Origin of the sequence: Nocardia sp. CA-120079 (genome assembly GCF_050955745.1) — a bacterium.
Taxonomy (GTDB): domain Bacteria; phylum Actinomycetota; class Actinomycetes; order Mycobacteriales; family Mycobacteriaceae; genus Nocardia.
Genome location: NZ_CP192088.1, coordinates 2,714,501 through 2,733,262, shown reverse-complemented (window position 1 = coordinate 2,733,262; position 18,762 = coordinate 2,714,501). Strand labels below are relative to the sequence as shown.

At 65.9% G+C, this 18,762-nt stretch carries 13 protein-coding genes; all 13 read right to left on the bottom strand.

From position 1 onward, the window contains the following. Positions 1-10: 10 nt before the first annotated feature. Positions 11-1,735: a type VII secretion protein EccE gene (gene eccE, locus ACQPYR_RS12505; RefSeq protein ID WP_433631382.1), complete on the bottom strand. Its 1,725-nt coding sequence runs from the start codon at positions 1,733-1,735 to the stop codon at positions 11-13. Continuing rightward, entirely contained in the window at positions 1,732-3,081 is a 1,350-nt protein-coding gene (mycP, locus tag ACQPYR_RS12500) for a type VII secretion-associated serine protease mycosin (RefSeq protein ID WP_433631380.1), read from the bottom strand. The genes eccE and mycP overlap by 4 nt, the downstream gene beginning before the upstream one ends. Then, positions 3,081-4,613, bottom strand: coding sequence for a type VII secretion integral membrane protein EccD (gene eccD / locus ACQPYR_RS12495; RefSeq protein WP_433631377.1), 1,533 nt, complete (start codon positions 4,611-4,613; stop codon positions 3,081-3,083). The genes mycP and eccD overlap by 1 nt, the downstream gene beginning before the upstream one ends. Next, positions 4,610-6,109: an AAA family ATPase gene (locus tag ACQPYR_RS12490; RefSeq protein ID WP_433631374.1), complete on the bottom strand. Its 1,500-nt coding sequence runs from the start codon at positions 6,107-6,109 to the stop codon at positions 4,610-4,612. Before ACQPYR_RS12490 ends, eccD begins: the two co-directional genes overlap by 4 nt. A 35-nt stretch (positions 6,110-6,144) precedes the next feature. Continuing rightward, a complete protein-coding gene (locus ACQPYR_RS12485) occupies positions 6,145-6,975 on the bottom strand; it encodes an ESX secretion-associated protein EspG (RefSeq protein WP_433631371.1) in 831 nt (276 codons plus the stop codon). Between the two features lie 70 nt (positions 6,976-7,045). Beyond that, positions 7,046-7,366: a hypothetical protein gene (locus ACQPYR_RS12480; RefSeq protein ID WP_397048984.1), complete on the bottom strand. Its 321-nt coding sequence runs from the start codon at positions 7,364-7,366 to the stop codon at positions 7,046-7,048. Positions 7,367-7,419: 53 nt separating this feature from the next. Further along, entirely contained in the window at positions 7,420-7,764 is a 345-nt protein-coding gene (locus ACQPYR_RS12475; RefSeq protein WP_397048986.1) for a hypothetical protein, read from the bottom strand. Positions 7,765-7,808: 44 nt separating this feature from the next. Next, positions 7,809-9,155 carry a PPE family protein gene (locus ACQPYR_RS12470; protein ID WP_433631369.1) on the bottom strand — a complete coding sequence of 449 codons (1,347 nt, stop codon included), beginning with the start codon at positions 9,153-9,155 and terminating at the stop codon, positions 7,809-7,811. A gap of 33 nt (positions 9,156-9,188) precedes the next feature. Next, positions 9,189-9,518, bottom strand: a complete 330-nt coding sequence (locus ACQPYR_RS12465) for a hypothetical protein (RefSeq protein WP_433631366.1) — start codon at positions 9,516-9,518, stop codon at positions 9,189-9,191. 129 nt (positions 9,519-9,647) lie between these two features. Continuing rightward, positions 9,648-13,661 (bottom strand): type VII secretion protein EccCa, encoded by a 4,014-nt coding sequence (gene eccCa, locus ACQPYR_RS12460; RefSeq protein ID WP_433631364.1) that lies wholly within the window; start codon positions 13,659-13,661, stop codon positions 9,648-9,650. Further along, entirely contained in the window at positions 13,658-15,217 is a 1,560-nt protein-coding gene (eccB, locus tag ACQPYR_RS12455) for a type VII secretion protein EccB (RefSeq protein ID WP_433631361.1), read from the bottom strand. The genes eccCa and eccB overlap by 4 nt, the downstream gene beginning before the upstream one ends. 5 nt (positions 15,218-15,222) lie before the next feature. Next, on the bottom strand, positions 15,223-16,983 hold the full coding sequence (gene eccA, locus ACQPYR_RS12450; RefSeq protein ID WP_433631359.1) for a type VII secretion AAA-ATPase EccA: 1,761 nt from the start codon (positions 16,981-16,983) through the stop codon (positions 15,223-15,225). Between the two features lie 363 nt (positions 16,984-17,346). Beyond that, positions 17,347-18,762 (bottom strand): hypothetical protein, encoded by a 1,416-nt coding sequence (locus ACQPYR_RS12445; RefSeq protein WP_433631356.1) that lies wholly within the window; start codon positions 18,760-18,762, stop codon positions 17,347-17,349.

Here is an 18,762-nt window from a genome sequence, read left to right as displayed (position 1 = left end):
CTGTCTCCCATCAGCTCGTGCGCCGAACGTCGGGCCCTGGCGTGGCACCATTGCCACCCGCGGTGATCGCGGGTTGTTCGGCCGCGGAATCGAAATAGCGGGTTTCACCGCGCGGCTCGATCAAATCGACGCGCACCGTCCGCATCGGAATACTGACATCCACCGCGGTCGCGCTGACCTGATTGATCGCCAGATCGACCGACCGCCGCCGCGGCCCACCGGGCTCACTGATGGTCACGGTGGTATGCGCGGTCGATACCTGCGGCGGCAGATTGTCGAACACGGTGATCGTCGCCGAGGACGGCGGCGGACCCGAACCGGCTTGCCCCGCAGCGGCATTCGCAGCTCCGGCCTCCGGCGCCAGGCGCAGCGACTCCGGATCCCCCACCGCGGCGACCAGCTGCCACCAGCGGTGCGGGCGCACCGAATGGACCTCGACGTCCGCGCCGACCACCATGGCACGCAAAACGATCTGCTGCGCCACCGGCAGGTCGGCATGCACATCGATGGTGCGCCGGCGCGGGTTATAGCGGGCCGGGTCGAACAGCGGCAGCGCCAAAGTATGTCGTGGCTGCCCGCTGATGGAACCGAGAATCTGACCATTGGGACCGATCGCGATGGTGAGCTCGGGCAAGAGCTCATCGGGGGCGATATCGCGGCCCGATTCATCGGCGGGCACCGCGCGGATCGACGTCCCGGTCGGCATGGTGGCCAGCAATGCGACGGCCTGCCTACCGGTCAACCGGCGCAGATAGTCCGGCGGCTCGGTCGTGACCGGCGGGCCGATATACCGCGCGAGCGCGCGTGGCCCGGCGGTGGCATCGGTGAGGCTGACCACCAGCGTGGTCCGGCCGCGATTCCACGACCAGCAATCGTCCAGGCCGGCACCGTGCATCCGCGTCCAGTCGATCAGGAAGCTGGTCACACAGCGACCCGGTACCGAAGACTCCATACAGGTCCAGGTCTCACGCAGATCGCCGAGTTCGACACCGGCGTGCAGCACCCTGGTGGCCTCCTGCATCGCTGCCGCGGGCAGTGCGTGCGCGGCGATGCCCCGTTCCCGCAATCGGCCCGCGATGCGATGCGCCGCGGTGGCCAATGCACGCGGCCCGACCATCGCGACCAATCCGCGTCGCTGCAGCAGATCCAGGTTCCGCTCCATGTCCAGCCGGACGACCAACCAGGTGAGGCGATGGCCGACGACCGGATGGGAGCCGATCAGCTGGTCGTAGAGCATGCTGTAGTTGCCGGTCGGACGAACCCGCTGACCGGTGGTCACGATATCGATATCGACCGCCAGACCGAATTGATCGAGCAGACCGACCAGCGCATCGACGGGGACAGTGTCCTCGGTGTAGATGGATTTCTCCGCGATGACCGTCGGCAGGTCGAGATTGGGGGCGAGTTGAATCATCGCCGTCAGCACGGTGCCTTCGGCGCGAATGCCGCAGACCCCCGCGGCAACCTCGACGTCCGCCACATTCGCCGGACCGGCCAGCGCCTCGGCTCTGGTGGCCCTGCCGAATCGGTAGTCGGCCCAGTCGAGCAGCCATCGACTGGTCGTGCGGCCGTTCACTTCGACCGCAACGGTCACCAGCAGCACGGTGATCACCGCCGCGCTCGCCCAGATCGGGGTATGCGACCACAGCCCGGTAACCACCAGGCTGCCGCCGATCACGGCGACGGCGAACGGACCACGTTCGACACCGCCCACCCGAACACTCGGTAGGCTCACCGGCGCCTCCGGACCGCGGAGTTCGCGTAGGTGGCGCCGAGCCCCAGCAGCAGCGCGGCCACGATGACGACCGCGGCCGCGAACGGCGGACGACGATCCTTGGCGCGCGGCGGATCCGGCAGCACCAGCACCGACGACCGGTACAGCCCGATCGGCGGCTTGGGTGCGGTGCGGTAGCTGAGCGCGGTGAGCGGATCGATGACACCCGCGCCGATGACGTTATCGATACCGCGCGCCGGTGCGTGCGCGCTGGCGGTCAGGCGGGCCATGATCTCGGCCGGAGTTTCATTGGGGAATCGGGAGCGCAGCAGGGCGGCCACTCCGCTGACATACGCGGCGGCGAACGACGCGCCGCCGACCGGCACCAGTTTGCCGGGTTCACCGACACCATTGATCAGGCCGGTGCCGCCAGGGCCGAGCGATTCGATGGCGGTACCCGGCGCACCGACCGAAACCCATGGTCCCGTCAGCGAATCCGACATGGTGGCGCCGGTGGCCGTGGTGAAGCCCACCGTCAGCACGTCGGTACCGAACCAACCCGGCGCGGACACGGTCTTGACATCACGCCAGTTCCTCGGGTCACTCGGCCGGGTCGGATCGATATCCGGATTCTGATCACAGCCGGTGTCGGCATTTCCGGCACCCGCGACGATCACCGAACCCTTGACGTGTACGGCGTAGCCGATCGCCACCGACAGTATCGACTGATCCACCGCCAGTCCCACCGGAACACACACCGGCAGCGCCACCGTGATCACGCCGGCACCCAGGTTCGCCGCATGCACGATCGCCCGCGACAGCGTCCGGATATCCACCGAGAGCTGTTGCGCCGCATCGTTATTCGGCCGCTCAACGCTGAAGGCTCCGGAGCGGTATCGAATGGAGATGATCTTGGCCTCCGGAGCGACTCCGGTGAATCCGTCCGTGGGATCGGATGCGGCGCCGATGATTCCGGCGATCAGGGTGCCGTGCGCATCGCAGTCGGACAGACCGTCACCGCCAGCCGTGACGTAGTCACCACCACCGACCAAAGCGGGCAAGCGGCCATTGGGCGTCACTCCGGTGTCGAGCACCGCGACGGTCACCCCGGCGCCCCGGCTCAGCGCACGGGCGTTCGGCAGGTCCAACGTCAACTCCGACGGCGGCGTGCGCGCCAGATCGCTGTCCCTCAGTACACCTGTCGCCAAGCAACCCTTGTCCTGCTTCGTCGGCAGCTCCGGGCCGGGCGGATCATCGGCGGGCGCGCCGATGACCACCTGCGGCGGATCCACCGCCAATGCCGGTGCGGCGGAGGCGATCAGCGCGAATCCGGCCAGCACCGCAGTCGCGGTTGCTGCGATTCGCATCAGATCGCCCGCATCGCCGTGTAGATGCCCATGATCCAGCAGGCGATGATCGGAATCACCAGAATGAGCGCGTACTCCACCAGATCGATGATCCGACGGGTGACCGGCGAGAGCCGACGACCCGGCAACCGCACCGACGCAACACATGCCGCAGCGGCGGCAATGCCGACCACCAAGACGACCGCCAGCCGGGCCGGCGCCGTTTCATAGGCAGTCACCAGCACGAAGCCGACACCCACCACAGTGAACGCCGACGCGACGACGAGCGCGATGGCCTGCACCCGGTCCGGGAACCAACGCGAGCGCATCGCCAGCAGACCAGCCACAGCGGCGGCCAGCACGATCTCCCGAATACCACCGGGACTCACCGCGGCCGACAGCACGGCGGCACCCGCCAACAGCGCCGAAGTCGCGGCGATGAGCCCGCGCAGACTTGTCACCGCCAATCGGGCCCGGCCTTCGATGCCGGCCCCGGCCTGCTCCCGCTGCCGTTCGGTGTCCTCGGCGGAATCGAGTTCGGCGTCATCGCGCGCGGATTCGGCGTCGAAGATATCGGTCAGCGTGGCCGGGGCGACCTCGTTGCCGGGGTCCGGCAGATCCGGTGGCCGAATCCGGGCTACGACGACGGCGAGGCGCGGTGCGGCGGTGAGCAAAATCAGTCCGAGAAGTACCGCGCCGCCCGATATCTGGCGCACCGACAAATCCAGATAGGTCAACGGAATCGCTGCGGCCGCGACGGTAACGCCGAGCACGGTGACCGCCATCAATGTGGCGATCCCGAGCTTGGTCACGCGCATCATGGCCGCGGCCGCGACGGCGACGACAACCGATCCGGCGGCCAGATTGGCCGCGGCGAACGGTCCCGGCTCACCGTAGGCCGGTGGCACCAGCATCGCGCCACCCGCGAACAACAGGGGGATCGAGGACAGCGCCAACCCGAGGCAGATCCGAGGCGCGAAGTTCCGCTGCCGCGCCTGCACCGCACCGCCCCAACACACCGCGCCGAGCAGCAGCGCGGGCAGCGAGTACCACCAGATCGACCCGGATTCCGTCCACGACACCGACAACATCGCCGCGATCGCGATCGCGCCGACACCCAGCGTGGTCAGGCCGACGACCGCGGCGGTACCCGCGTCGAACTCGGCGAATTCACGCTCGTTGATCAGGGCGAGCGCATCGGTGATGTCCTCCACGACCGGCGTGAAGACCTCCGCGGATTCGACCGCGGCCAACATCAGCACGGTGCCGTCGACCACATCGTGGTCGGCGAGGCTGCGCCACCGTGGCATCGGCGCTTCGCCCGGTCGAGCCAGGCTCCACTGCCCGGTCGGCGGGGTGAAATCGACGGTCTCGTCGTCGATGGCGTTGGCCAGCACGACGAGCAGATCATCGATGAAGGTTTCGATGGTGAACTTGGTCGGCACCACGACGTCGACCTGGTAGCTGGACACCAGGACCGCCATCCGGGCGCGTGCCACCTCGGCGGATGCCGCGGGCGCCGCTCCCGGCGGCGAAGCAACGGCAGTACTCATCGCCACCCTCCGGTGGCCCGGCCGCCGCCGGCGCCACCAACATAATTCGGGAATCCATCGGCAAGCCCGGCCGCGAGTTCTTCGAAGGCGAGCAGGGTTTCCTTCTCTACCAGGCGCAAATCGATCTCGCCACCCTCGGCCAGATGGTCGTCATAGGGCAGGATGCAGGTCGGACGCTGCCCGGTGGCGAACAGCTTCTCGATCGCCGCGACATCGACGACCGGCTTGGTCGGTTGCTGGTGCACGATCGTGACGATCGATTTGGCGATCAGATGCTGCATACCGTGCGAACTCAGCCAATTCAACGTGGCCACCGCGCCTTTCACCCCGCCGACGGTGGGTGGGGTGACCACCACGACGGCGTCGCTGGTCTGCAGCACGCTCATTGTCACCGAATCCAGCACGCCTGTACCGCAATCGACGAGCAGCAGATTGAAGTGGCGGCGCAAAACCTCCACGGCCCTGGCATATTCGCGACCCGAGAGGGCCTCGTTGGCCTCGATGGTCCACGGCGAGGCGATGACGGCGAGATCGGCCGAATTGATCGACATGAACGACTGCACCGTCGAGAAGGCCTCCAGATTCGACGCCTGCGCCAGATCGCGCAGGGTCAGGCCATACGGGTGCGGGGCGGTACGGGTCGGCAGATCACCGAAGTCCGGATTTCCGTCGACGGCGACGACTCGGTCCGGGCGCAACGCCGCGAAGGTCGAGCCGAGCGTAGCGGCGGTCGTGGTGCGGCCGACGCCGCCCTTCACGCTGATCACCGCGATCTGATAAGGGGTGTTCAGCTGGGTCCGGATTCGGGCGCGCCGATCCTCGGCGCGCTGCTCGGCGGGTGAGAGGCCGAGCCGGAACCCGACCTTGTTCAGCGCGCCGCGGACACCGGAGCTGGACTGCAGCCTGGCCCGATTGGCCGCCGAGATATCGGCCAGCAGATCCATCGAGGTCAGTGCCGCGGGCAGCACCTCGACCTGCGGGGCCGCCGTGCGGTCGATGCGATCGGGCACCCAGCTCGTCGCCTGCGCGGGTTGCCATGGCGTGTCGACGGATTCGGCGCCGGGTCTTTCCGCGCTGGGATCGGGATTACTGCTCGATGTGTTCGGCGAACCAGATGCGGTCTGCGTGATTCGAGCGGTAGCGGGCTCGGCGCCGCCCTGGGCCGCCCACATCTCGGGCGACGAAGGCGTTGCCGCCGCATAGTTCTCACGTGCCGAATCCGTGGTCGGCACAGCCACATGCGGCGCGGGAGGCTCGGGTGCGGTCGCGCTCTGCGTTGGCATGGGAGGAGGGCCACTGGCTGCGGGCTGCGGCATCGACTGATCGGGTGCACCGATCACCGGTTCGTTATAGCCGGATTGCGGGCGCGCGGGAACGCTGCCGGTCGCTGGGCCGCTTTCCGGCTCCTGCGCCGCCTGCATGAAAAAGGCGTCGTAGCCGCCCTTGTGTCGGACGGACTCGGCCGAATGACCATTCGTGCTCGGTGCTCGGCTCATATCTGTCGTCCTCTCCAAAAACCCATCGGGACGTTTCAACCAATCCGGCTGGTATCGAACCAACTTCGGTCCGGCAACAGCTCGACAAGTCCTGAGATCCCGGCGTGCAGTGCCGCGTCGTCACCGGGTGCGTAGGTCGATCGGACTTCCCCGTCCATCGCCACACTCGGTGTCACAATGATGCGCCCCGACAGCGTATCCAGCACACTCACACCGTACTTCGGCTTCAGCTCGACGCCGTCCTGATGTTGCACCACCACCACTTCCGCGCGCCGAACGATCTCATCGAGCGCCCGACCCAGCACACCCGCGGTGTGCGGCTGCGCACCCAACTCCAACAGTGCCTGTCGTCGTTCGTTTTGGTCGTTGGGGACCTCGGCGAACTCCTGCTGGGATGCGGTCATCGGCGCGAAACTCAGTGCCGGAGTGGACCCCAGCGCCGCACCGACCGCTGCCGATACCGAATCCAACTGCTGTTCCTGCTGATACACCGCCTGGATGACGATCTCGTCGTCACAGCGCACCGCCAACACATGGGTCTCGCCGCGACGCACCAACGACATGCGCAGCATGCCCTTTTGTTCGCCATCCAGGCCGGTGGCCAGCACGAGGGCCATCAGTTCCACATCCGGGCGGTACAGGCACTGCAACCAGTGCTCGACCGTCGGATGCACGCGGTCGCCGTCGATGATGCCCACCTCGGTGAGCTGTGCGGCGACGACAGCGCGCACCCGCTCCAAGTCGTCGATGTCGAAAATATTCGGCATCAACGCGAGGATCGGCGGGTAAGAATCGATGCCGGCCATGTCTTTCAACAGCAGCGCGGCATCGACATTCAGATCGATCGCGATCGGATCAGTTTCCACACCTTCACCAAACGACCAGTCGTCCGCAGCCTCGTTTCGCCGTGGCCGGGCCGACGAGGCTGCGTGACTACTAGACGCCACCGATCGACAGGAACCTGGCGCCCTGCTGGTGGTCGGTCTCCTTCATGAAGCCCTCGGATCCGGAGGTCTGGTGGATCGCGTTCTTCACCTGCTGGAGCTGGCCCTGGTAGCCGGTGCCCTGCGCGGCGTCACCGAGTGCAGCCCTGAACCTGTCCATCAGCGGTTTGGCGACATCCGCCGCGACACCGGTGAAGACCGAGTCGAGTTGCTTGATCAGTGACGTCAAGTGGGCGGCGTTCGCGTCCATACCATTCAGAACGCCCTGCACAGTGAGGTTCGTCGAATCGACGTGTCCATAGTTGAATTGCATTGCCTGCCAGCCTTATCTAGGTTTTTACGATTTGTACCGTGCCGCTCGTGGGATTACTGCCACGAGCCGGTGTCGACCTTGCTGTTCGTACCGAGCTCGACCGCCCGCTGCATCGTGGCAGCGTTCTGGAGGTCTGTCGCATCAATTTTCACGCCGGTGTCTTTCAGCGTGTCGATGATGTCCTGCAGGGTCTGGGCCAGCTTCACACCGGCGGTGTGCGCGTGGTCCATCGTGTTCTGGATTTGCGTACCGGTCTGCGAACCGGTGACCGCGCTGGCGAACTCATCACGCAAGCTCATCCAGCTGCGCAGGTAGCCTTCGAGTTCGCCCTGGCAAGCCATGGCATTGACCGCAGTCTGGTTCAATACCTTCGGATCACCGGTGTAAGTGGTGGTCACTGTTGTTTCCTCTCTGGAGTGGATCTAAATTCCGCCGCGGTATCTCACCGGGCAGGCTCTGGCTCGGCTACCGCCGCCTCGTCATCGGAGCGCTCGTCGTCATCGGAGCGCTCGAGGATGCCCACGAGCGAATCACCGTCGGCAACGGCATCTTCCGGACGTTCGTCGGCATATTCGATGACGCCGATCACCGGCGGCTTCTCCAACACCGGAACTTCCAACTCTTCACCCGGCACGAATACCTTGCCCGGTTTCCGCTCCTCGTCCCGCCGACGCCGCATTTGCGCCTTCGGTGCGATGGCGCCCTTACGCGGCGCCCCACGGCCGGCCGGTCCGGCACCACCTGCCGGATTCGACGACGCGCCGTACGCCGTACCCGGCCCGCGCAGCCAATTGGACGGCATCCGGAATCCGGTGGACGCACCCGGCATCGAGCCGAGTCCGCCCCGGGCCAGATTCAACGCGACCAGACTTCCCGCGCCACCGTTCAAACCAGCCAATGTCGGCGAATTGGGCGAGGTCCCATAAAATCCCGACTGTTCGGCGGACCCGTCCGAGCCCGCGTACGAGCTCGAATCGCTCAGTGGCGAAGTGACTTCACTCGGATCCGCTGTGGTGGGCTGAGTCTGCGTCGGCGACTGAGTGGTGTCGGTCGGTGTATTAGTGGGGTCGGTATTGCCGGTATTCGTATCACCGGTGTTGTTGTTGGTGGTGGTGTTATTCGTATCCGTGTTGGTGGTGGTGTTATTCGTAGTTGTGTTGTTGGTGGTGGTTGTGTCGAATTGCTGAGGCGTGCCCGACTTCGGGGTGTACACCGGCACTTCGAATTGCGGTGGTGGCGGCGGTATGCCCGGGTCCGTGACGATGGGCGTCGGCAGTGCCGGCGGCGGCAGTGCCTCCAAGGTCGGCACCACCGCGCCCTCGTAGCCGTCCATCACTCCCGCAGCGGCTCCCCAGATCGCAAAGTACTCGAGTTGGTTGAGTAGCAGCGGAATTGTGTTCTGGCCCCCACCGTTGGTCGCGGCAAGAAGGGTCTGCTCCGCCCGGTTCGCGGCGAGCCATGTACCGACAGCCGCCATCGCGGACTGGGCGGCGCTGAATTCAACTGCCACCGCATCCAATACGACCGACACCGCATTGGCGGTCATGGCCTGCTGCTGTAGCCACGTCGTATGGTGACTGAATGCCGCCTGCGCGAGATCGCCCGACTCCCCTTTCCAGGTCTCGCCCATATCGAGCATTGCGGAGGCAGTATTACTCGCCGCGGCCAGCAACGTCTGCGCCGAGATCTGATAGGACTCGGCGGCAGCGGTGATGGTCTCCACCCCGGGCCCGCTGAGCAGGCAGCCAACGTTTATCTCCGGAGGCAGCGCGTCCCATATGCCTGGCATGACATCAGCCTTCGCTCGGACCTACGGCTCGGACTATCTGGGCACTTCGGTGAGGGTCGCACCCGTGCCCGCGATACCGGTGCCATTGATGATGTCGCTACCGGAATAGGCGACAGCCGTTGGCGGTAGCGACGCCGAGGCAACCTCGCGGTGCACGAATCCGTCACCCGTGCAACTGAAGAACGATTGGCCGTATGCGGCGGTCACTGCGGGGAGGACCAACATACTCACGGCGTCCAACGCGGGCGGAAATATTACGCAGGTAGCCGCCGTCTGGACGAGGGAAGCGATCGCCGAGTCGGCAATCAGGTCGAGTTGGGAACTGACTGCCGGGAGATGCGCCGGTTCGACTGTGAGAGCCATGTGAGTTCTCCTAACGATGAGCGCCGACTCAATAGCGAGCGGTACAGGACAAACGCTAAGGCATTCTCAGTAATGGGAAGCCTGCCGAAGACAACCCTGGCGTCGGCCCCGCACCACCGCCGACCAGGCCTAGTCCTGCGGCGGTAGCCAGGCCGACTGCACCAGATCCCGGCGCGAATGCAGCGGCTCGACGAAGATGCCCCGGCCCACCGGTTGCTTCGTCGGCTTCACATCGCCGATCAGAATTCCGTCCAGTTTCGAGCCGTCCATGATGATGCCCGAGGAGTTCAGATTCTTGATCTGGCCGAGCACGTTGTCGTACAGCGCGGTATCGGCCTGGGCGATACTGCGTGCGGCGATGACGTGCAGGCCGGTATCACGACCGTCGACGATGATGTCCTTGAGCGGTTCCAGCGGATTTCGCATGCCGCGCTGGGCGACCATGTGGTAGTCGTCGACCACCACAAAGATTTCCGGTCCGGACCACCACGAACGGTCTTTGAGCTGCTGCGAGGTGACGCCGTCCGGTGGGCGGCGGCTGCGCATCTTCTCCGCGAACGGCGGCAACCCCTCGAGCAGATCACGCTCGCTGGTCAGATAGCCGACCAACTGCTCCTCCGGGATGGCGTCCATATGCTGCCGGCGGTAGTCGACCAATAGCACCCTGGCCTGATCCTTGTTGAATTGCAGACGGATCGACTCCAGCAGCGCGGCCAGCACCGTCGATTTACCCGAGCCGGACGAGCCCAGCACGATCAGATGTGTCGAAACACCGAAATCGACTGTGGCAGGGTGCAGATCGGATTCACGGATGCCGAAGGGCACCACGAGGCGCTGCGCCAGATTCGCCGGTTCCGGACGGCCGGCGCGGACCTCGGCCAAAGTGATCTGGGCGGGCAACAGCTTGACCTCCGGAGCCCGGCGGCTCTGGTACTTCTGGTTCAGCTGCTCGACCGCGGCCGCCATACCCGCACCAGCGGACTCGGCATCGCCTACTCCGTCCATGCGCGGCAGCGCGGTGAGCATGTGCAACGCGTCGCTGGAGATACAGCGACCGGGGCGATCCGGTGGAATCGCGGCGACCACACTGCGCTGTCCGAGGAAGATGGTGTCGGTGAGATCGCCGAGCCGCATCTCCAGCCGGGTCTGCAACAGATCCTTGATGGCGGGACGGATCGCCGCCCAGCGCGAACTGCTGACCACAAGGTGGATGCCGTAATTCAGACCCTGCAGTGCGATCGACTCCATCACCGGGAGGTATTCGTCGAAATACGGTCCGGTGACCGCGAATCCGACATCCCAGCCGTCGACGACGATGAAGACATCGCCGTGCTCGTCGCCGCGCGCGGTGAGTTCGGCCGATTCCCGCGGTGAGGAGCGTCTGCGCCGGAATTCGCGCATGGTGTCGATGCCGAGATCGCCGAACAGCACCTGCCGACTCGCGATGAGATTGGTGATCAGCGCGAAGGTGCGCCGGACCCGATCGCCATCGCGGCCCGAGGCGACCGAGCCGACATGTGGCACGTTTCGTAGTCCGGACAGACCGCCGGAGAAGTCGAGGCAGTAGAACTGGACCTGTTCGGGCGTATGCGTCAACGCGGCGGACATGACCAGCGTTTGCAGCGCGGTCGACTTACCCGACTGCGGGCCGCCGACGACGGCCACATGCCCGCCCGCGCCGGACAGATCGACCGACCAGATGTCCTGGCGCTGCTGCCTCGGCTTGTCCACGATCGCCCAGGGCAATTGCAGCGAACCGGCGGTCGCGGTCGACATGAACTTGTCCAGGGTCGGCGGCACGGTCAGCGGTGGCAGCCACATCTTGTGCGCCGGCGTGCCGAATCCGCCCAGCTGTTGCAGCACCGTCTCCATCACGGTCACCGGCTCGCTGTCCGGCGTGTCCGGTCGCTGCACAACAGGCTCGGTTTCGACCGGCGCGGGTCGCACATCGATGACGTGCGCCGTGGTGAATTGCTGTGGCGGCCGATAGCCGCCGCCGGGTCGCCTGGCACGTTGAGCGCTGGACGCCGATGCCTGCGCGGGCGCGACATACGGCGAGCCGACATAGGCGGCCTGGAATCGCTGCAGATCACCCGAGCCGACTCGCAGATAACCCGAACCCGGTTTCTTGGGCAGGTGATACGCGTCGGCGGTACCGATGGCGTCGCGGGAATCGGCGGTCTGGTTGGTGCGCAACGCGATTCGGTAGGACAGGTGCGCTTCCAGCTCACCCATCCGGTTGGCGGGCACCTTCTGCGAGGCCAGCAGCAGGTGGATACGCAGCGAACGACCCAACCGGCCGATCGCGACGAATAGTTTGGAGAAGTTCGGATGCTGCTCGAGCAGTTCGGCGAACTCGTCCAGGATGATCAACAGCGTGGGCAGCGGCGCGAGCTGCGCGCCCTGTTCACGGGCCCGCTCATAATCGGCGACGCTGGCGAAGTTACCCGCATCGCGCAAAATCCTTTGCCGCCTGCCCATTTCGCCGTTGATCACGTCTTCCATACGGGTGACGAGATCGGCCTCTTCCTCCATATTGGTGACCACGGCCGTCACGTGGTGCAACCGGTCGAACCCGAGGAAGGTCGCACCACCCTTGAAGTCGACCAGCAGTAGGTTGAGCGTGTCCGGTGTATGTGTCGCCACCGCCGAAAGCACAAGGGTGCGAAGGAATTCCGACTTTCCGGAACCGGTGGCGCCGATGCACATGCCGTGTGGGCCCATGCCCTCCTCGGCCGATTCCTTGATATCGAGATGGACCACGCCACCTGCCGGATCGTGGCCGAAAGGAATGTTCAGCCGGGAGCGGTCCGCGTCACGACGGCGCGGCCACTGCTGTTCGACCCGGATCGCCCCCGGGTCGGTAACGCCGACCAGTTCCTCCCACGAGGTGCCACCGCTGGCCTGGTCCGCGACCACGGCCTCGACCACTGTGGAAAGCCGGTACGGGGAGATATTGCGGGCCAACGCCTTCGCCGTAGGTACCGACATCGCGTCGGCGGCCCCGACCCGGCGCAGCCCACGCGGGGTCACCTCGTGCAGCGCGCGATCGGCGCCCACCATGAACTTCAGCGCCCGCGGCAAGGTCTGCTCGGCCCGGCCCAGCCGCAGCCACGTGCAACCATCGATGCCGGAGATATCCCGATCGGTGGCCGGACTGCTGTCATCGACGATCAACAGATAATGCTTGCGATCCAGCGTCGGTTCGGAATTCGCGGAGAACGGACCACGATTGAGTCCCGCCAGCGCCTTGGCACGCAACTCCGAAACGCTGCGATACACCATCCGGCTCGACCCGATCGCATCGGTCTCACTCGGATGTTGGGTGTGCGGCAACCATTTCAGCCACGACCACTCCGGTGCGTCCGGATTCGACAGCACCGCCGCGACCGCGACCTGATCCGGGCCGTGCAGTACGACGATCTCGGCGACCATCGACCGCACCAGGGCGGCCACCGCATCGGGATCGCCGTCGACACCGATCTGCGGCGCCGAAAGGAGATTGATCGCGACCGGCATACCCCCGACAGTCGAATACGCCTTCGCGAACCGGGTCACCTCGACAACACCGACCGGATCCAGATCGGAGGTGGGCGCGGCCTCGGGCACGATGACCCGCACCTGGTTGGCGATCCGGCCCCGCCCGACCCGCACCCGCAGGAACTGCGGACTGGCAACCTGCACTTCCCACATGCGCTTACCGCCGATCAACGCGGCGATTTCGGCCGGACCCGGATGCGTGTAGCGCAGATAGTTGTGCAGTTCCGACTCCGCGGCATGCACGGTCTTGCGGTTATCGGTAATGCTGCGCAGATAGTCCTTGCGTTCCTCGTTCAGACTCGCCGCACCACCGGCGCCGCCTCCGGAAAACGCACCACCCATCATCCCGCCCATGGAAACCAGCATCATGACCGGGAACATCAACATCATCGGCGACATCTGCCCGCCGCCGCCGCGGAACATCATCACCATCATCCCGGCCATGGCCGACACCATGATCACCGGCATGATCATCTTCAGCCGCGACGGCGGCACCGGTTTGGGCAGTTCGGTCGGCGGCTGCAACCGCAATTCGGTCACCGCGGGGGCCTTGGGTCCACGCACCGTCCGAGCGGGCCGCACGAACCGGCGGGTAGCCGTCACGAGGTGCCACCCGGAAGGCCGATGACGGCCTTATTCGTCGGGATGCCGTCGTGCTGGATCCGGGCGTCCTTCTGCGACAGGGTGGGTCCGACGGCGAACAACGACACAATGGTCCACGGTGCGGGCACCGGGGTCCGCAGCCCCAACGAGGTCAGTGTCGAATCCGGAGTGGAATTGTTCTCCACCACGGCATTGATGCCGTAGCGGACCCCGCTGTCGGAAATCCAGAACAGCGACTCCCGACGCGGCGACCCCGGATCCGCCCCGGTCACCTGGACGAAGCGTCCGGTGGTGCGCGGTAGATACGCGGCGTCGGCGGTGGTACCGCGCGATCCGGTGGCCGTCACCAGGCCGACGGTTCGACTCTGTTCGTCGACCTTCAATGGCAGTTGTCGTCCCACGAGCAACTCGGTCGAGGCATTCTGATCGGTGCCCGCGCGCCACCAGTGATAGCAGGTCACCCCCAAGCGCATCGGATCGACGACATGCACCGGTCGAGTCGGATAGGCGGCCGTCCCCGGCCACGCACCCGGACGCAGATTCGCCGCGATGACGTCGGGTCCGACCGTCCGCGTCGATACCGAGCCATGCGAATCGGCATTGCGGATGATCGACGCGAGCACCGAATTGATCTGCACCACACCGGATTCCGATACCAGGTAATAGAACGCGCCGCGATCCGGCGCCGATACCGTGAGCACCGAACCGACCGGTACGCTCAAGCCCGAGGAGAACGTCACGGTTCCCCCCGCACCGGGTACGTCCGGCACGCGCAGCGGTGGCACCTCGGGGATAGCGGAGATGAAGCCCTTGGACGCGGAGACCACGGTCGAAGTCGGGTCGATGCCCAATGCCAGAATTACCGCCGAATTACTCAGATCGATGGCCGCCCGGACAATGCCCTGCTGCGGATCGTTGTACACCAGCCAGGTGGTGGTGTCATCGCGCAGCAGTCGCGCCTCATCGGCGCCCAGCCCGCGGATCGCATCGCCGTCGACGGTCAGCGGACCGCCGATCGCGGTCGTCAACACCGGCGACAACGCGACCGTCGGCAATCCGGTCTGCGGATTGACCGGTGCCGCCGCCCCGACCTTCGCGGTATCGCACACCGTCCAGGACGAGTTCCGGTCGCCGTTGTCCGCGATCACGCCCGGCGCACCTGGAATACCGACCCACGGACCACGCGGATACTTGGACAACTCATCGCGCGAGACCGGCACCGGATTGTCCGGCGAACCGGCGATGAGTCGCGCCGAGGTCAGATTCAGCGCCGGGTGCAACCGGGCGCCGACACGCACGTAGAGCGCGCCGGTGTCCTTCTCCGCGATAATCCTCGACTCCCCCACTTTCTTGGCGGGTTTGAAGAACGCCAACAGGGCCGCACCGGCGATCACCATGCAGGCCAACGCGATACCGATCGACAGCGCGGTGGAGCGACCACGCTGCGGATCGTCGATCATCGAGGCGTCCCGACGCACCAGCGCATGCTCGATCCGGCGCAGCAGAAAACGCCAGCCCGATATCTGGTGCTTGGTCACCACCCGGAAGCGTGCCATGCGAATCAGCCCGTCGCGGCCGGCGCCAAGCCCGCGAGCGCGGCGGTGATGTCCGAGGAGTCGATGGTCATCAACTCCTCATTGGTCATCGAAAGCACATCCGCGTTGTCCCTGGTGAATCGATAGTCCCGCTCGGCTTCGGCGGCCTCGACCACATTGCGGACGAAGCGACCGTTGCCCGCCAGATCGATGAGCCGCCGACCGTTCTTGGTCTGCCCCGACAACTGTTCGCACCGCACCCGCAGCACGTCTTTTGCGTCGCCGGAGAGAATCGAATCCTTCTTGTGCGCAATGTGATCGGCGATGCGCACGAGTTCATCGGCGTCGTAACTGGAGAAGCGGATCCGCTTGGTGAAACGCGAGGCGAGGCCGTCGTTGGAGGCCAGGAACCGGTCGATCTGGTCCTCGTAACCCGCGATGATCACGACCAATTTGTCGCGGTCGTTTTCCATGCGGGCCAGCAAGGTGTCGACGGCTTCCTTACCGAATGCGTCACCGCCGGACAGCCCCTCCTGGATCAGGGTGTACGCCTCGTCGATGAACAACACACCACCGAGCGCGGAATCGATCAGCGCATTGGTTTTCGGCGCGGTGTGGCCGAGGTGGGTGCCGACCATATCGTTGCGCGACACCTCGATGACCTCGGCGTTCTCGACGACGCCGAGCCCGGCGAAGATTTTGGCGATGACGCGGGCGATGGTCGTCTTACCGGTACCGGGCGGGCCGGAGAAGATCAGATGCTGCGACCGGGAATCCACGGCCAGTCCGCGCTTGGCTCGCACCTGATCCATCAGCACACCCGACTTGAGCCGGTCGACCTGCTCCTTGACCGAGTCCATGCCGATCTGGGCCCGCAGCAGATCGGAGGCCTCCTCCAGCTGGGACTCGCGAGCGAGCCGGGCCGCGGACGCGGCGACCTCGGTCGGGTCGTCACCGGACTTCGGATCCCACTGATTGGTGCGCGAAGCGAGGACCTCGGCGGAGGTGATCTCGAGGCGATAGGACTTGTCCCGCACAGCCCGCTGCCATTCGGGTCGGTCCGGCCACAGCGCGGAACCTTGCAGGCCCTTGAGGATCTTGTCGGCGGCATCGTGATCGCCGTCGTGCCGCAGCAGCATGCCGAGCAGGTAATGCGCGTCCGCCCAGATGTAGGACAGATTGCCGGACTGACTGTCCTCGACGATGCGCTGTGCGCGCGGCAGGGCCTCGCCCAACCGACCGAGATGCGCCAGCGCCTGTGCCGTCATCAGCTCGGCCGCGATATCCAGCAGCCCATCCTCGAGCGCGGGCTTGGCATTGCGCGCGGTGAGCACGTCGATCCACTGCTTGGTGCGGAAGAACAGCGACATCCGCACGAAGTCGGCGACATCGTCGCGCGGCACCTCGGCGAGAATGGCCGCGGCCTCCTGCCACTCACCACCATCAGCGTACGAGCACGCCTGGGCGATGGCGATCTGATCCCGATCCGCCATGGCCACGCGCAGTCCGAAAACGCCGATCTCGACCTGACACCACAGCGCCCGATCGACCAGACCGGCGCGTTGCTGATCTCGGTACAGGTTGTGCACCGATCGGTACGCACCGTAGATCACCTCGGAGGTGACCTCACCGGCCATGGCGCGTCCCAACCAGGCATCGCACATATCCGGATCCAGGTCCGTGGCGGCGCGGAAGGCAGCCGCCGCCTGCTGTTCATTTCGCACGCCCCCGGCGACGAGCGCCAGACTTTGCACACCTGTGTAGAACGCGTCCTCGGCCGCAGACAACTCGGGCTTCCCTTCCGACGATCCTCGTGGACCGAAGATAGCGATTTTGAGCCCGGTTACGATTGGCAAGCTATTCCCAAGAATGGGAAGGCGGCATTGTTACCCGACGTCCGGGTCTATTTACACATCATTTATCGGCTCGACATTGAATGTGCCGTTATTTAGCGGTATATTGGTGATGGGTCGACGGTCCCTCATCCCGAAGACCCAGCCCCGTCCAGTGGTGGTCGGTGGCCGTGATCCGGCCGCCGGCCATCGCCTGGCAAGCGGCGGATCGTCACCCCAAAACCCCGGCGATCTGTCACGCGGCGGCCGTCGGTACCCCACACACCGTCGGCCGCCGCTTCTGTTTCGGCGGCCCGTTCACCGGTCGCCGTCTTCGCGGCGCCGGACCGTGGGTACGGTCACGGCCAATTCTTCCGATGTCGTCTCCGATTGCCGAGCGAGCTTCGACCACGGTGTTTCCCGCGGCTTACGCGCTGTAGTCGCGCGCCGGTCCAGGGATTGGAAGGCCTTGGAGGGCACACCTTTCGAGAAGGCCGCGCGCTGCGCCGACGCGCGGACCGCATGCGCCCAAGGTGTTACGAAGCCGCGCGAACGGCTCGGACCGGGCGAAGGTTGTTTACGAGGGCCGACTTGAACGGCGCGGGAGCCGGTCACGGCTGCATCCTCGGCGGGGGCTGCGCCGGGGCTCGGAGGTTCGGCAGGGACCGCGTCAGACGGATGCGGTACATCAGGAGTCGTGCTCGGGTTCGGTGCTCCACTAGGGACCGCGCTCGGGTTCGGTGCTCCACCAGGAACCGCGCTCGGCTTCTGCGCTTCTCCAGGAACCACGCTCGGGTTCGGTGCTCCACCAGGAACCACGCTCGGCTTCTGCGCTTCTCCAGGAACCACGCTCGGGTTCAGTGCTCCACCAGGAACCACGCTCGGCTTCTGCGCTTCTCCAGGAACCACGCTCGGGTTCAGTGCTCCACCAGGAACCACGCTCGGCTTCTGCGCCTCTCCAGGAACCACGCTCGGATTCTGCGCCTCTCCGGAGGTCACGCCAGGCATCCGCGGTTCGATGGTGGTCCCGCCCGACAACTGCGATTCGGCAGCAGCCACACCAGACAACTGCGGCTCGGCAAGGGACACGCCGGGCATCTCCGGCTCGGCCTCGAGCACACCCGGCATCGTCGATGCGGCGTTCGGCACGCATGCTGTTCCCGGTTCGACGGCCGGCACGCCCGGCATTCGCGGTTCGCGGGCCTGCTCGGCGGGCGACGTGCGAACGGACGCCGTACCGGTGAACAACCTGTCGACATTGCGGCCGAGCGGTTCGACGGCCCTGCCGATCACCTCGATGACCAGGTAGCCGATCAGCGCCCGCTCCATCTGGGTGCACAGTCGACGCGCCGCCGCCGTGACGAGCGGTCCGGCGATCCGCGCGGCGGGTGTCGCGGTCATCGCCGCGTAAGTCGTTGCCAGCGCGGCGAGTTCGGTCAGGACCACCGCCTTCGTCACGGTGATCACGTAGGCCACCGCATCGAGCGCCTTCGCGATGATGGCGCAGACCCGATCGAGTTCGGCCTGATGGTCACCGTCGGCACCGGTCCAACTCGCGACCAGCCGCTGGTACTCGGCGAGAGCATCCGCGCTCTCGTCGGCACTTGGCGTGCGCGTATTCGCGGCAAAGGTGCGCACCTTGACCGCCAGCCCACGCACATCGCCTTCGTCGATATCCGGGTACCGAACCCCACAACAGTCGAGGAAATCCGCGACCTCCGGCGGAATCTCCAC

What these genes read in the sequence shown, in the direction of transcription:
- ACQPYR_RS12470 (WP_433631369.1), bottom strand. Translation starts at nt 9,155, where the DNA reads ATGCCAGGCATATGGGACGCGCTGCCTCCGGAGATAAACGTTGGCTGC.
- ACQPYR_RS12480 (WP_397048984.1), bottom strand. Translation starts at nt 7,366, where the DNA reads ATGCAATTCAACTATGGACACGTCGATTCGACGAACCTCACTGTGCAG.
- ACQPYR_RS12465 (WP_433631366.1), bottom strand. Translation starts at nt 9,518, where the DNA reads ATGGCTCTCACAGTCGAACCGGCGCATCTCCCGGCAGTCAGTTCCCAA.
- ACQPYR_RS12490 (WP_433631374.1), bottom strand. Translation starts at nt 6,109, where the DNA reads ATGAGCCGAGCACCGAGCACGAATGGTCATTCGGCCGAGTCCGTCCGA.
- eccB (WP_433631361.1), bottom strand. Translation starts at nt 15,217, where the DNA reads ATGGCACGCTTCCGGGTGGTGACCAAGCACCAGATATCGGGCTGGCGT.
- eccD (WP_433631377.1), bottom strand. Translation starts at nt 4,613, where the DNA reads ATGAGTACTGCCGTTGCTTCGCCGCCGGGAGCGGCGCCCGCGGCATCC.
- mycP (WP_433631380.1), bottom strand. Translation starts at nt 3,081, where the DNA reads ATGCGAATCGCAGCAACCGCGACTGCGGTGCTGGCCGGATTCGCGCTG.